Below are 13,567 nucleotides of genomic sequence, written 5' to 3'. Positions count from 1 at the left end.
GGAAGACTAGTGGACCCGTGCTGCCAGCCGCGTGATCAGCGCGTTGAGCTCGGCCGGCTCCTCGACCTCGAAGTCGTGGTCGAGGTTGGCCAGCACGAGCACCGGCCAGTCCAGGGTGTCGGTGTTCATCGTCATCCGGCAGGTGGCCGCGCCCAGCGGCTCGACCTCGCCCCAGCGCCCCATCACCGCGTCGACCTCGGCGGCCGGCGCCTGGACGACGATCCGCACGTGGTGGCGCTGCGGCCGGTTGCGCAGGCCGCGGCTGACGTACTGCGCCGCGTCGCCGCCGGGGATCTCGCGAGGGCGGAACCGCTGTCCGGTCGTCGCCGGTACATCGGCCAGCCGGTCGACGCGGAACGAGCGCCAGTCCTGTCGCTCGCGGTCGTGGGCGACCAGGTACCAGCGGCGGCCGAGGTTGACCAGCCGGTGAGGCTCGACGCGGCGGGTGGTGCTCGTGCCGTCGTACGCGGTGTAGGCGAAGGTGACCACCTCGTCGTCGCGGCAGGCCTGGGCCAGCGTCGTCAGCACCGTCGGGTCGAGCGGCGGGCCGCCCGACCACGGCAGGCCCTCGGTCTGGGTCTGCAGCGCGCCCATCCGGCGGCGCAGCCGCGGCGGCATCAGCGCGATCACCTTGGTCAATGCCTGCAGGGTGGTGTCCTCGAACCCCGGGACGCCGCCGTTGGCCGCAGCCCGCAGCCCGACCGCGACGGCGACCGCCTCGTCGTCGTCGAGCAGCAGCGGGGCCATCGCCCCGCCGGCACGCAGCTGGTAGCCGCCGGCCGCCCCGCGGACCGCGTCGACGTCGTACCCCAGGTCGCGCAGCCGCTCGACGTCGCGGCGCAGGGTCCGGTCGCTGACCTCGAGGCGCTCGGCGAGGTCGCCGCCGGACCAGAACCGGTGGGTCTGCAGCAGGGAGAGGAGGCGCAGCATCCGGGCTGAGGTGGACATGTTTCCAAGATAGTCAGTAATCAGGACGGAACCTGACCGGAATGCTCCCTAGCGTGGTGGTCATGGAGAAGAACACGACCCATCAGGCCAGCGGGCCGGTGATCCGCACCGCCGGACTCACCCGCCACTTCACGCGCAACAAGCAGACGATCGAGGCCGTCCGCGGGCTCGACCTGGAGGTGGCGGCCGGCGAGCTGGTCGCCTTCCTCGGCCCCAACGGCGCCGGCAAGTCCACCACCCTGCGGATGCTCACGACGCTGATCGCGCCGACCTCGGGGACCGCCACGGTCGCGGGGCACGACGTGGTCCGCGACCGCGCCGCCGTACGCCGATCGATCGGGTACGTCGGCCAGGGCAATGCCGCCGGCCACCAGTACCGCGGCCGCGACGAGATCATGTGCCAGGCCCGCGCGCACGGTCTGTCGCGGCGCGACGCGCGGATCCGGACCGAGGAGCTGCTCGAGGCGTTCGACCTCACCGAGCACGCCGACCGCCCGGTCGCCCAGCTCTCCGGCGGCCAGCGGCGTCGCCTCGACGTCGCGATCGGCCTGGTCCAGGAGCCGCCGATCCTGTTCCTCGACGAGCCGTCGACCGGCCTCGACCCGCAGAACCGGGTCAACCTGCAGGAGCAGGTCCGCCGGCTCAACACCGAGCTCGGCACCACGATCGTGCTCACTACGCACTACCTCGAGGAGGCCGACGCCCTCGCCGGTCGCGTGATCGTCATCGACCACGGCCAGGTCATCGCCGACGACCGCGCCGCCGCCCTCAAGTCCGCCCTCGGCGACCTGGTCGCCATGGACTTCGCCACCGCCGACGACGCCCGTGCCGCGGCCACCCGCGCCGACCGGATCGACGGCGCCCAGGTCACCGTCACCGGCAGCCACGTCGCGGTCCGCGCCGCCTTCGGCCGCGACGCCGCTCCCGGCCTGGTCGCCGACCTCGCCGCCGCCGGCACCCCGGTCGCCCGGATCGAGGTGGTCGGCCCGACCCTCGACGACGTCTTCCTCGACCTCACCGGGCGCAGCCTGCGCGAGACCTCCCAGACCACCTCGACCTCCACCTCCACCTCCACCGAAGGAGCAGCAGCATGAGCATCGACCTCGCCCCCACGGTCGCGCCGGCACCGGCCGTCCGTCGTACCCGCGTCGAGTCGCGCCCGGTCGGGATCCTCGCCGACATCGTCAACGTGCTGGTCCGCGAGCTGCAGCCGGTGCTGCGCCAGCCGGCGTCGGTGCTGTTCGCGATGGTGCAGCCGCTGGTCTTCCTCGGCCTGTTCGCGCCGCTGCTGCCCGACACCCCCACCGGGTCTGCGCTGCAGTGGTTCGTCCCGGGCATCGTGTCGATGACGGCCCTGATGAGCGCCTCCTTCACCGGCGCCAACCTCTCGGAGGAGATCATCAGCGGCTCCTTCGAGCGGCTCCTCGTCTCGCCCGTGCGCCGCTCGTCGCTGCTCATCGGCAAGGCGCTGCGCGAGATGGTCCCGCTCCTGCTGCAGACGCTGATCATCGTCGCGGTCGTGACGCCGTTCAGCTTCGACCTGCACCTCGGCGGTGTCGTCGTCGGCGTGCTCGTCCTGGTCCCGTTCAGCGTGGGGCTCGGCGCCCTCAGCCTCGCCCTCGCGGTCGCCGCGAAGGAGCAGGCCTGGGTGTTCTGGACCGTCCAGCAGACCGTGATCTTCCCGCTCCTGCTGCTTGCCGGCGTCCTGCTCCCGCTCGACGGCGCCCCCGCTTGGCTGCGCACCGCCTCCGACCTCAACCCGCTCAGCTACATCGTCGACGCGGAGCGAGCCCTGTTCGCCGGGTCGTTCCCCGCAGACACCGTCCTCGCCGGGTTCGCCGCGTCGCTGGTCGTCGCCGCGTTCGGGCTGTGGGTCGGCGTCCGGCGGATGAACCGCGCGAGCTGATCAGAGGTCGAGCAGGTCGACCGGTGTGATCGTCACCGCGAACGGCTCGCTGGCCGTCCAGGTCTCCTGGGCGGCCACGCGGGCCGTCTCGGCGTACCTGCCGTCGCGCAGCGACCACACGGTCAGCTCGGGCTCCTTCGGGTCGATGGTCCAGTAGCTCGGGCAGCCCGCAGCCGCGAGGATCTCCATCTTGGGGCCGAGGTCGTAGGCCTTCGTCGACGGGGAGTGCACCTCGACCGCGAGGAGAGGCGGCACGTGGATGCCGGACTCGGTGAGGTCGGAGCGCCGGGTCACCAGCACGTCGGGCTCGAGCACCGACCGGTCACCCAGGCGCACGTCGATCGGTGCGCCGAACACCTTCAGGTCTCGAGGCGCCGCTGCTCGGAGCAGGACGAACAGCTCACCGACGATGACCTGGTGTCGCGGGCGCGGGGACGGGGACATCAGCAGGACCCCGTCAAGCAGCTCATGCCGGTAGCCGTTGTCGGGGATCGCGTCGCGCTCCGCGACCGTGATCGGCCCCTCGCGCACGATCACGTCGCCGAGCTTCGTGGTCGGCGGCCGGACGATGGTCATGGCTCCCATGGTGCCTCCTTGTCTCCATGCCGACCAGCGTGCAGGAGACCTACGACAAACCGGGCCGGTCATCCACAGGGTCACGCCGTCCAGCGCAGCCCTCGCCCGTGACCGTGTGTCTGCGCGACCATCCGCCCGTCGACCCCGAGCACGAACGTGGGGTGCTCGTCCGGGATCGGCGGGCCGGTGGCGGTCACGGAGGGCAGCACCTGCTTGCCCTCGTTGCTCACCCAGTGGCACGCGCCGGAGCCGACGAGGTCGCGCATCAGCGCGTCGAACTCGAGTCGGCGCGGTGGCGGCAGGTAGACGATGACGGCGCTGTGGAACACCACGACCGTGCCGTACGCCGACGCGCGCTCCACCATCTCCGGCAGCTCCTCCACCAGGTCACCCGCGACCACCCTCGGTGGGTCGGTCCGGGCGACCTGGATCGCCCGCTCCAGCCGCGCCCGCCGCTCGTCCTGCTCGGGCCAGACCAGGGTCTCCAGCCAGGCCATGTCGTCGTGGTCGCTGACGTCGAGCGGGTGGAGGTCGATGCCGCCGCGCCAGGCAATCTCGGGCAGCACGGTCGGCAGGGGAGCGGCTCCCTTCACCCGGCAGGGCAGCCGCGGTTCCTCGCCCAGCAGCACGGGACCGTCGTCCGTCGACCAGCTGTAGCCCCAGCGGTCCGGGTACAGGCACAGCCCCGCGGACGCGCCCACCTCGAGCAGCGCCAGCGGTCCGGCGAAGGAGCCGAACGCGGGCACCAGCGTCGCCAGCCGGCCGACCTCGTTGGTCTGCGTCGCCCGGGCCAGGATGGTGGCGCGGAGCGGACCGGTGTCCTCGAGCAGCGCGGCCCGCAGGCCGGCGTAGGGCCCCGGCGCGGGCACGCCGTGGTGCCGGGCGGCGGCGAACACCAGGTTGGGCTGCTGCTTCACCGCCGGCAGGGTCCGGATCCAGGAGACGACCTCCGCATCGTCGGCGACCGCGGCCGCCCACGCAGCGAAGGTAGGTGAGTCCGTCGCCTCGGCGGCGAAGGCGCGGTAGGACTCCTCGACCTCGGCGTACGGCTCCACGGCCGCGGACCTCAGATGCGCGGGACGATGTCGCCGAGCAGCGCGCCCATCCGGGTGGCCGCGTTGCGGCCGGCCTCGAGCACCTCGGCGTGGTCGAGCGGCTCGCCGCTGAGTCCGGCGGCCAGGTTGGTGACCAGGCTGATGCCGAGGATCTCCATGCCGGCCTCGCGGGCGGCGATCGCCTCGAGCGTGGTGCTCATGCCGACCAGGTGGCCGCCGAGGATCCCGGCCATCCGCACCTCGGCCGGGGTCTCGTAGTGGGGCCCGGTGAACTGGACGTAGACGCCCTCGTCGAGGCTCGGCTCGACCGAGCGGCACAGCTCGCGCAGCCGCGTGGAGTAGAGGTCGGTGAGGTCGACGAAGTTGGCGCCGACGATCGGCGACTGCCCGGTCAGGTTGATGTGGTCGCTGATCAGCACCGGGGTGCCGGGCGTCCAGGTCTCCTTGAGCCCGCCGCACCCGTTGGTGAGCACGATCGCGCGGCAGCCGGCGGCGGCCGCCGTACGCACGCCGTGGACGACGGCGGCGACGCCCTTGCCCTCGTAGTAGTGGGTGCGACTGAGGAAGGCGAGCAGGTGGCGGTCGCCATCGGCGCCGGGGAGCCGGATCGAGCGGATCTTGCCCGAGTGGCCGGCGACCGCGGAGGCGCCGAAGCCCGGCAGGTCCGTCACGGAGATCTCGGTGGTGTTCTCTCCGGTCGGGTCGAGCGCCTCGGCGGCCGGCAGCCAGCCGGAGCCGAGCACGAGCGCGACGTCGTGACGGGCCACGCCCGTGAGCTCGGCGAGACGGGCGGCGGCCTCTTCGGCCAGGGCGTACGGTGTGGACTCGGTCACGGCGCGAGCCTACTCATCACCAGGTCGCGACGAGGCCTTCCGGGACGTACCCGTGACGCACCCGCTGCGGGTGGTCGCCGACCTCCCGGTAGGCGAGCTCCTGTCCGGTGTTCGTGTCGATGACCGCGACGGCGTCGCTGCCCGACAGCGAGATCCAGCAGGTGTCGTCGAGGCCCTCGGTGGTCCAGTACGGCTTGAGGTAGGTGTGGCCGGTGGTCGTCTCGTCGAAGATCGTGTATCTGCCCGACGTCCGGTCGACCAGCGCGGCGTAGTCGTCCATGGTGCCGGCGACGCAGAGCGTGTCGCCGTCCGCGTTGATCGACAGGCCGTGGTGGGCCGAGTCGTTGACGTACTGCTCGCGCAGCATGTTCGGCACCCGGTTGGGCAGCGGGATCAATCGGGTGACCGCGCCGGCTCGTGGCTCGGGGACGCCGCCGAGCGTGTAGTCGACCTTGCCGTTGAGGTCGGGCGCCTGGGTGTCGAACTCGACGAAGCCGTGGAAGAAGGACACCTGGAAGTAGACGTAGCGCTCGTCGGGGGAGACAGCCATCGGGCGTACGGCGCTGCTCATGTTCGGGTACCCGGCCTCGGCGAGCTCGCGGCCGATGCCCCAGCGCTGGAGGACCGAGAAGTCGGAGTTGCGCACGACCTGGAACCACCGGTCGCCCTTGAGGGCGTCGAGCAGCGGGATGTCCCCGGGCGTGTAGACCAGGCCGATCGAGGCGTGGAAGATCCGCTGCCCGTCCCGGGTGTAGTTGCTCTCGTGCGGGGTCTCCCCGGACGGGAAGGTCCGCATCCGGTCGCCCATCTTCACGACGGTGCCGTCGGTGAGCGTCTCGTCGACCATCGAGTACTCGATCACCTGGCGCTTGGTCGAGTCCGAGACCAGCAGCCGCCGGCCGTCGCGCGAGAGCGCCATGTGGTCGCTGCGGTTGCCGTCCATCGACTGCTCACGCACGATCGAGTCCGGCTCGCCGGCGGTGGCCTTGGCGATGTCGATCCACACGACGTCGGCGAAGCTGGGCCGCGACACCGCGAGGTAGCGCCCGTCGAGCGTGGTGAACATGTCGTCGACGAACTGGTCGTGGCCCTCGCCGGGGCCGTACCGGATGAGCAGGAAGTACGCCAGGTCCACCGGGTTGGTGCGGATGTCGGCGAGCTCCTGCGCCTTGTCGGGGACCAGGTCCACGCCGCGCTTGAGCACCGTGAAGTCGTGCGCGTCGACGACGCTCGCCGTTCCGGCCCAGTTGTTGCCGACCCACATCACGTCGCGCAGGCCGGGCGCCCGCTGCGGGAGCGAGGTCGGAGCGGCCGGGAGGGCGGCGACCGCCGCCGACCGCCCGGGCTCGGCCGGCGCGGCGTCGGGGAAGGCCAGCGAGAGGGTGGCGACACCGACGGCGGTGACGGCGAGGGACAGGCGACGAAGAGCACGGGACGTCCGCATAACCTGACAACGGGTCAGGTTATGGAGAGGTCACGCTCCGCAGGTAGCGCGCCGCGGCGGGGTCCCACGGGCTCGGCTGGTCGCCGGCGCCCCTGCCGACGGTGAGTGCCACGATCGTCTCGTCCTTCGGCAGCCCCCCGAGGCTCAGGTCGAGCTCCAGCTCGTACGTTGACCCCGGCGGCAGCGTCCCGGCGACGTCCAGCTGTGCGTGGATCAGGGGCCAGAGTCGCTCGCCCCACGTCGCGGGGACGACGATGCCCTCGCGGTCGACACCGGGCAGCGCCAGTCTGGCCCGGATCGACACCGGCGAGTCGTCGTCGCCCTCCCGCAACCAGGTGTTCGCGGTGACGTCCGCCGGGGCGAGGTCGAGCGTGGCGCGCAGCGCCCGCCAGCGGCCGGCGCCGTCGGCGGTGAGCGGCGCCGACCACGCGACGCCCGACGAGTCGGGCCCCTGCCGTTCCCCGGTGCGGATCGACATGTGGGGACTGGCCCGCAGGACCGGATCGGCCAGCGTCGCCTCGAGCGCGGCCGTGACGTCGTCGGGGGAGATGCTCGCGAGCACCACCTCGGTGCCGCGCGGGGTCAGGCCGACCGAGCCCTCGAAGGTGCGTGCCGCGGCCAGGAACTGCGGTGCGCGGTCGCCGGCTGTCGCCTCGAGCGGCCCGTAGGCGCCGTCGATCACGTCGCGGTCCCCGAGCTCGAGCGGCACGCTCGTGGGCAGCTCGCCCCAGCCGAGCGAGAGGGTGTACAGGTCGGGGTTCGGTGCCTGGGTGGCGACCAGCACGTCGGTCAGCTGCTCGGCGGTGATGTCCTGCTCGAGGTCCGCGACGACCACGAGTCCGCGGACGCCGTCCTCGACCTCCTGTAGACCCGACCACGTGTCGCGGACCCCGGGCATCCCGGCCAGCTCCCCGGTCCCGCCGGTCCCGCCGGTCCCGTCGGTCCCGTCGGTGCGGGTGCGGCCGGTGTCGTCGCACCCCGCCACCCCGGTCCCGCCGAGGACCAGCACGAGGAGCGTGGCGAGCCGCCTCACAACCCCGTCGAGCGGCAGGCCCGGCCCCGCAGGCCGGTGACGTAGTCGGCCGGTGCGTCGGCGGCCTCGGCCGCGTCCGCCAGCACCCCGAGGTACGACGCCGAGGGCAGCCCGCCCTCGTAGGCGTCGAGCACGTAGGTCCACGCCACGACCTCACCGGCCATGGTCGAGATCCGCACCTTGGTCTTGCGGTACAGCCCAGAGTCGGCCGACTCCCACTGGTCCAGGCTCGGCTCGTCGAGCGGGCTGACGTCGTAGACCGCGACGAAGACCGCGCTCATCGGGTCGGGCGCGATGGTCGCCAGCGCGCCGTCCCAGCCGTGCTCCTCGCCGCCGAAGGTCAGCCGCCACCCGGTGAGCCAGCCGGTGGTCTGCAGCGGCGAGTGGGGGCACCGCTCGCCCATCCGCTGGGGGTCGAGGTTGGTGCCGTAGGCGGCGTACGACGTCACGGGAGTCAGGCTAGTCCGTCGTACGCCGCCGACTCGTCAGGCGCCGGTGTAGAGCAGGTGGTTGTTGGGGGTGGCGGGCGAGCAGATGATCAGCAGCACGCAGGACTTCTGGGTGCCGGTGATCTTGTTCTTGGTGGTCGCGCCGAGCACCGCGGTGGCGACCTGGGCGGGCGTGGCGGTGGGGTGCGCGGACAGGTACAGCGCCGCAGCGCCGCTGACGTGCGGGGTCGCCATCGACGTACCGCTGATCGTGTTGGTGCCGCCGGCGAGCCAGTCCGAGGTGATGTCGACGCCGGGCGCGAACAGGTCGACGCAGGTGCCGCGGTTGGAGAAGCCGGCGCGGGCGTCGGCGCGGTCGCTGGCGGCGACGGTCAGTGCCTCCGGGACCCGGGCCGGCGACTTGGTGCAGGAGTCGGCGTTCTCGTTGCCCGCCGCGACGGCCATGGTGACGCCGTCGGCGACCACCCGCTTGACCGCGGAGTCGAGCGCGGTGGACGCGCCACCGCCCAGGCTCATGTTGGCGACGGCCGGGCGGCCGGGCTGGTGGTTGGCGACGACCCAGTCGAGGCCGGCGATCACACCGGAGGTCGCGCCGGATCCGCCGCAGTCGAGCACGCGTACGGCGACCAGGCGGGCCTGCTTGGCGAGCCCCTTGCTGGTGCCGCCGATGGTGCCGGCGACGTGGGTGCCGTGGCCGTTGCAGTCGCTCGCGTCGGCGTCCCCGTCGACGGTGTCGGTGCCGGACACGGCCCGGCCGCCGAGGTCCGGGTGGTCGAGCTGGATGCCCGTGTCGACGACGTACGCGTCGACGCCGGAGCCGCTGCTGGTCCACGAGTAGGCGTTGTCGAGCGGCAGGTTGCGCTGGTCGACCCGGTCCTGGCCCCAGCTGGGCGCCGGGCTCTGGGTGTCGCTGGCCCGCACGGTGCGGTCCATCTCCACCGAGAGCACCCGGTTGTCGCCGCGCAGCAGCGAGACGAGGGCGTCGGTCAGGGTGGCGGCGAAGCCGTTCAGCGCGTGCTCGTAGACGTGCGTCACGGTGCCGCCCTTGCGGGTGACCAGCGCGTTCGCGGTGGCGTCGGCATCGGCACCCGGCTCGAGCACGACGATGACGTCGAGCAGGCCCGCCGACGTGGCCTGGGCCTGGGGTAGCGGTACGGCGGCGAGGCCGGCGAGCGCGAGCGCGCAGGACGCGATGAATCCGAGAATCCGAGACATGGAGGGAGCAGCTTCCTCTTCGCGTACGGCGGCCCCATGCCGCCGTACTCATGAGTAGGAGCACTCTGCCCTGAGCGTGATGTCCGACACAAGGAGGGCCCCTACTACGCTGGCTCCGTGACCCACTTCGATGTCCTCGTCCTCGGTGCCGGCCCCGGTGGTTACGTCGCCGCGATCCGCGCCGCTCAGCTCGGCAAGTCCGTTGCCGTGATCGAGAAGAAGTACTGGGGCGGCGTCTGTCTCAACGTCGGCTGCATCCCCTCCAAGGCGCTGCTCAAGAACGCCGAGCTGGCCCACACGCTGACCCACGAGAAGGCCAAGTTCGGCATCGAGGGTGACGCGACCATGGCCTTCGGCCCGACGCACGCGCGCTCGCGCCAGGTGAGCGCCGGCATCGTCAAGGGCGTCCACTTCCTGATGAAGAAGAACAAGATCACCGAGATCGACGGCTGGGGGACCCTGACCGGCCCGAAGTCGGTCTCCGTCGCGCTCAACGACGGCTCCACCGCCGACTACACCTGCGACAACCTGATCATCGCCACCGGTGCGACCGTCCGCACCGTCCCCGGCGTCGAGGTCAACGGCAAGAACATCGTGTCGTACGAGGAGCAGATCCTCGACGAGAACCTGCCCTCCTCGATCATCATCGGCGGCTCCGGTGCGATCGGCGTCGAGTTCGCCTACGTGCTGAAGAACTTCGGTGTCGACGTCACCATCGTCGAGTTCCTCGACCGGATGGTCCCGACCGAGGACGCCGACGTCTCCAAGGAGCTCGCGCGCCACTACAAGAAGCTCGGCGTGAAGGTGCTCACCTCCACCGCCGTCAAGGGAGTCGAGGACACCGGTTCCGGTGTCAAGGTCCGTATCGCCCCGGCCGCCGGGGGCGACGAGCAGGTGCTCGAGGCCGACAAGTTCCTCGCGGCCTTCGGCTTCGCCCCCCGCCTCGAGGGCTACGGCCTCGACGCCACCGGAGTCGCTCTCACCGACCGTGGCGCGATCCAGGTCGACGAGTTCTGCCGCACCAGCGTCGAGGGTGTCTACGCGATCGGCGACGTCACGGCCAAGATGATGCTGGCACACGTCGCCGACGCGATGGGCACCGTCGCCGCCGAGCACCTGGCGGGCGCCGAGACCATGCCGGTCGAGTACGACTTCATCCCGCGCGCGACCTACTGCCAGCCGCAGATCGGCTCCTTCGGCTACTCCGAGGCGCAGGCGAAGGAGAAGGGGTACGACGTCAAGACGGCCTCGTTCCCGTTCTCGGCCAACGGCAAGGCTCAGGGCCTCGGCGAGGCGGTCGGGTTCGTCAAGATCGTCGCCGACGCGGAGTTCAACGAGATCCTCGGCGCCCACATGATCGGCCCGGACGTCACCGAGCTGCTCCCCGCGCTGACCCTCGCGCAGAAGTGGGACCTGACCGCCGACGAGGTGGGCCGCAACGTGTTCGCCCACCCGACGCTGTCCGAGGCGGTCAAGGAGGCGATCCACGGGATCGCCGGCCACATGATCCATCTCTGATCCGGCATCGCCTCGGCCCCTGTCCCGCTGTTGCGGGGCGGGGGCCGTGTCGTTGCCGGACCCGATCAGGCCTGGGGCAGCACCCGGCGCAGGAACTCCCGGGTCCGTGCCTGCTCGGGAGCCCCCAGCACCTGCGCAGGCGGACCCTCCTCGACGATCCGGCCGCCGTCGAGGAAGCAGACGTGCGAGGCGACCTCGCGGGCGAAGCTCATCTCGTGGGTGGCCAGCACCATCGTCGTACCCGCTTCGGCGAGGCTGCGGACGATGTCGAGCACCTCGCCCACCAGCTCCGGGTCGAGCGCGGCGGTGATCTCGTCGAGCAGCAGCAGGGCCGGGTCCGTGCACAGCGCGCGGACCAGGGCGACCCGCTGCTGCTGGCCGCCAGAGAGGCGGTCGGGGTGCTTGTCGACGTGCTCGCTGAGTCCGAAGCGGTGCAGCAGCTCGCGGGCCTTGTCCTTCGCGGCCGCGGCGGGGATGCCGTGCACGCGGCGCGGTGCCAGGGTGCAGTTGTCGAGGACGCTGAGGTGCGGGAACAGGTTGTAGGCCTGGAAGACCATGCCGATGTCGCGCCGCACGACCCGCGGGTCGACCAGCGGGTCGGAGATCTCACGGCCCTGGAACTCGATCACGCCGTCGTCGATCGGCTCGAGCAGGTCGAGGCAGCGCAGCAGGGTCGACTTGCCCGAGCCGGACGACCCGATCAGGCAGACCACGTCGCCAGGGGAGACGGTGAGGGACAGGTCGTCGAGGACCACCCGCCGGCCCGGCTCGTCGTGGCGCGGGTAGGTCTTGCGGACATCGCGGACCTGCAGCAGTGCCGTCATCAGAGTGCTCCTGCCCGCTCGCGCCGGGCCAGTCGTCGCGCGAGCACGTCGCACAGTCGGGCCAGGGGCACGGTCATCGCGATGAAGAAGAGGGCCGCGACGACGTACGGCGTGAAGTTGAAGTTGAAGTTCCCGTAGTCCGCGGCGGCGAACAGGGCGTCGAACAGGCCGACCGAGGCGACCAGCGCGGTGTCCTTCTGCAGGGAGACGAAGTCGTTGAGCAGCGGGGGTACGACGCGGCGCACGGCCTGTGGGACGACCACGTGCCGCATCGTCTGGGCCCGGGACAGGGCCAGCGCCTCGGCGCTGGCGAGCTGCGAGGGGTGCACCGACTCGATGCCGGAGCGGAACACCTCGGCGACGTAGGCCGAGTAGGACACGACCAGCGCGACCGTGGCCCAGAAGAAGATGCTGTTGGGGATGCCGGCGAGTCCGAGCGCGGGCATGCCGAAGACGAAGAGGAAGACGAGCAGCAGCGTCGGGACGCCGCGCACCACGTCGGTGTAGAGCACCGCGAGGCCGCGCAGTGGCACCAGCCACGCCGACGTCGCCTGTCGGGCCAGGGCCAGCGCCAGGCCCAGGACCAGGATGATCGGCTCGGCGATGAGGAACATCCGCACGTTGAGCCAGAACCCGTCGAGGATCGACGGCAGCGACTCCTTGGCGTGGTGCAGGTCGAGGAAGGTCGCGCGCACCCGCGGCCACCCCGGCGACAGCATCAGCGCCGCACCGAGCGCGCCGATCACCACGACCGTCGCGATGCTGGCGACCACGACGCCGTGGCGCCGCTGACGGGAACGGGTACGACGCCGGGCGAGCTCGCGCTCGCTCGGCTGCCAGTCCGCGGTCGACCCGCTCACTGCAGCTCGGGCACGCTGACCACGTCGGACAGCCACTTCTGCTGCAGGTCGGCCAGGGTGCCGTTCTCCTTCAGCGACGCGATGGCGCCGTTGACGCAGGGGAGCAGCTCGTTGCCCTGCTCGAAGAGCAGGCCGAACTCCTCGGGCTCGCCGCCGTCGTACTGGAACTGGCCCAGCAGCACGCTGTTCTCGATCTCCGCCGCGCTGATGTAGAACGCGGTCGGCAGGTCCGCGATGATCGCGTCGACCTGGCCGTTGAGCATCGCCTGCTTGGCGTTGTTGGTGTTCTGGAAGACCAGCGGCTCCTGCTCGGGCTTGATCACGTCGCGCACGGCGGTCAGCGACGTGGTGCCGGTCTGGGCGCCGATCTTGAACTTCGCGAGGTCGGCCAGCGAGGTCGCCTCGGCGGCGGGGCTGTCCTTGAGCACGATCACGGCCTGCGCGGCGGAGTAGTAGCCGTCGGAGAAGTCGACCGCCTTCTCACGCTCGGGGTTGACCGAGATCTGGTTGATGTCGAAGTCGAAGTCCTTCTTGCCGGGCTTGTACGAGTTGTTGAACGGCACGGTCACCCAGCTGACCTGGTCCTTCGAGAAGCCGAGCTCGTCGGCCAGCGCGTAGGCCACGGCGGACTCGAAGCCCTTGCCGTTGGCCGGGTCGTCGTCGACGAACCAGGGCTCGTAGGCCGGCGAGTCGGTGCCGATCGTCAGCACGCCCTTCTTCACCAGCGGGAGGTCGGCGACGGCACACTCGTCGGCCGAGGCGCTCTTGCCGCTCTGCTCGGGCTCGTCCTCCGCCGGGGCGCACGCGGCGACCGCGGTGGCGAGCAGGACGGCGGCGACGGGGGTGGCGGCGCGGGACAGGCGCAGGGCAGGACGCATGGCAGGAATCGTAGGGCGAGCCCTGCGC

At 71.6% G+C, this 13,567-nt stretch carries 14 protein-coding genes; 3 read left to right on the top strand and 11 right to left on the bottom strand.

What is annotated here, in order from left to right:
- Window positions 1–6: 6 nt before the first annotated feature.
- Window positions 7–948: a YafY family protein gene (locus tag FBY23_RS20950; protein ID WP_222117895.1), complete on the bottom strand. Its 942-nt coding sequence runs from the start codon at window positions 946–948 to the stop codon at window positions 7–9.
- A 62-nt stretch (window positions 949–1,010) separates the two neighbouring features.
- Here FBY23_RS20950 and FBY23_RS20945 point away from each other — a divergent pair, with 62 nt between their 5' ends.
- Both FBY23_RS20945 and FBY23_RS20940 read left to right on the top strand, forming a co-directional pair.
- Window positions 1,011–2,042, top strand: a complete 1,032-nt coding sequence (locus FBY23_RS20945; RefSeq protein WP_260806115.1) for an ABC transporter ATP-binding protein — start codon at window positions 1,011–1,013, stop codon at window positions 2,040–2,042.
- A complete protein-coding gene (locus FBY23_RS20940) occupies window positions 2,039–2,854 on the top strand; it encodes an ABC transporter permease (RefSeq protein ID WP_141799906.1) in 816 nt (271 codons plus the stop codon). Before FBY23_RS20945 ends, FBY23_RS20940 begins: the two co-directional genes overlap by 4 nt.
- Here FBY23_RS20940 and FBY23_RS20935 read toward each other — a convergent pair whose 3' ends face one another.
- From FBY23_RS20935 to FBY23_RS20905, 7 genes are all read right to left on the bottom strand, one after another.
- Complete coding sequence (locus tag FBY23_RS20935) at window positions 2,855–3,430, bottom strand: Uma2 family endonuclease (protein WP_141799905.1); 576 nt, start codon at window positions 3,428–3,430, stop codon at window positions 2,855–2,857.
- 80 nt (window positions 3,431–3,510) lie between these two features.
- The gene (locus FBY23_RS20930; protein ID WP_141799904.1) at window positions 3,511–4,485 is read right to left on the bottom strand and encodes a DUF2332 domain-containing protein; all 975 of its coding nucleotides are present in this window, start codon (window positions 4,483–4,485) and stop codon (window positions 3,511–3,513) included.
- Window positions 4,486–4,496: 11 nt separating this feature from the next.
- A complete protein-coding gene (locus FBY23_RS20925) occupies window positions 4,497–5,318 on the bottom strand; it encodes a purine-nucleoside phosphorylase (RefSeq protein WP_141799903.1) in 822 nt (273 codons plus the stop codon).
- Between the two features lie 16 nt (window positions 5,319–5,334).
- Window positions 5,335–6,762 carry a YncE family protein gene (locus tag FBY23_RS20920; RefSeq protein ID WP_260806114.1) on the bottom strand — a complete coding sequence of 476 codons (1,428 nt, stop codon included), beginning with the start codon at window positions 6,760–6,762 and terminating at the stop codon, window positions 5,335–5,337.
- Between the two features lie 19 nt (window positions 6,763–6,781).
- Window positions 6,782–7,795 carry a hypothetical protein gene (locus tag FBY23_RS26060; protein ID WP_160158318.1) on the bottom strand — a complete coding sequence of 338 codons (1,014 nt, stop codon included), beginning with the start codon at window positions 7,793–7,795 and terminating at the stop codon, window positions 6,782–6,784.
- Entirely contained in the window at window positions 7,792–8,244 is a 453-nt protein-coding gene (locus tag FBY23_RS20910; RefSeq protein WP_141799902.1) for a gamma-glutamylcyclotransferase, read from the bottom strand. The genes FBY23_RS26060 and FBY23_RS20910 overlap by 4 nt, the downstream gene beginning before the upstream one ends.
- 36 nt (window positions 8,245–8,280) lie before the next feature.
- Window positions 8,281–9,459 (bottom strand): S8 family peptidase, encoded by a 1,179-nt coding sequence (locus FBY23_RS20905; protein WP_141799901.1) that lies wholly within the window; start codon window positions 9,457–9,459, stop codon window positions 8,281–8,283.
- Between the two features lie 117 nt (window positions 9,460–9,576).
- Here FBY23_RS20905 and lpdA point away from each other — a divergent pair, with 117 nt between their 5' ends.
- Complete coding sequence (gene lpdA, locus FBY23_RS20900) at window positions 9,577–10,977, top strand: dihydrolipoyl dehydrogenase (RefSeq protein ID WP_141799900.1); 1,401 nt, start codon at window positions 9,577–9,579, stop codon at window positions 10,975–10,977.
- A gap of 65 nt (window positions 10,978–11,042) precedes the next feature.
- Here lpdA and FBY23_RS20895 read toward each other — a convergent pair whose 3' ends face one another.
- Genes FBY23_RS20895 through FBY23_RS20885 form a run of 3 tightly spaced genes read right to left on the bottom strand, consistent with a single transcriptional unit; the run spans window position 11,043 to window position 13,539 of the window.
- Entirely contained in the window at window positions 11,043–11,801 is a 759-nt protein-coding gene (locus FBY23_RS20895; RefSeq protein WP_174245234.1) for an amino acid ABC transporter ATP-binding protein, read from the bottom strand.
- Window positions 11,801–12,661, bottom strand: a complete 861-nt coding sequence (locus FBY23_RS20890) for an amino acid ABC transporter permease (RefSeq protein ID WP_141799899.1) — start codon at window positions 12,659–12,661, stop codon at window positions 11,801–11,803. Before FBY23_RS20890 ends, FBY23_RS20895 begins: the two co-directional genes overlap by 1 nt.
- Complete coding sequence (locus FBY23_RS20885) at window positions 12,658–13,539, bottom strand: ABC transporter substrate-binding protein (protein ID WP_141799898.1); 882 nt, start codon at window positions 13,537–13,539, stop codon at window positions 12,658–12,660. Before FBY23_RS20885 ends, FBY23_RS20890 begins: the two co-directional genes overlap by 4 nt.
- Window positions 13,540–13,567 lie beyond the last annotated feature (28 nt).

Origin of the sequence: Nocardioides sp. SLBN-35 (assembly GCF_006715725.1) — a bacterium.
In the GTDB taxonomy this organism is placed as follows: domain Bacteria; phylum Actinomycetota; class Actinomycetes; order Propionibacteriales; family Nocardioidaceae; genus Nocardioides.
The sequence above is the reverse complement of the archived record's forward strand: the minus strand, read 5'-3'. Positions and strand labels throughout refer to the sequence as shown.

Bases quoted from the DNA above. Each gene is read 5' to 3' on its own strand.
- FBY23_RS20895 (WP_174245234.1), bottom strand. From the start codon at position 11,801: ATGACGGCACTGCTGCAGGTCCGCGATGTCCGCAAGACCTACCCGCGC.
- FBY23_RS20885 (WP_141799898.1), bottom strand. From the start codon at position 13,539: ATGCGTCCTGCCCTGCGCCTGTCCCGCGCCGCCACCCCCGTCGCCGCC.
- FBY23_RS20935 (WP_141799905.1), bottom strand. From the start codon at position 3,430: ATGACCATCGTCCGGCCGCCGACCACGAAGCTCGGCGACGTGATCGTG.
- FBY23_RS20920 (WP_260806114.1), bottom strand. From the start codon at position 6,762: ATGCGGACGTCCCGTGCTCTTCGTCGCCTGTCCCTCGCCGTCACCGCC.
- FBY23_RS20945 (WP_260806115.1), top strand. From the start codon at position 1,011: ATGGAGAAGAACACGACCCATCAGGCCAGCGGGCCGGTGATCCGCACC.
- FBY23_RS20905 (WP_141799901.1), bottom strand. From the start codon at position 9,459: ATGTCTCGGATTCTCGGATTCATCGCGTCCTGCGCGCTCGCGCTCGCC.
- FBY23_RS20950 (WP_222117895.1), bottom strand. From the start codon at position 948: ATGTCCACCTCAGCCCGGATGCTGCGCCTCCTCTCCCTGCTGCAGACC.
- FBY23_RS20940 (WP_141799906.1), top strand. From the start codon at position 2,039: ATGAGCATCGACCTCGCCCCCACGGTCGCGCCGGCACCGGCCGTCCGT.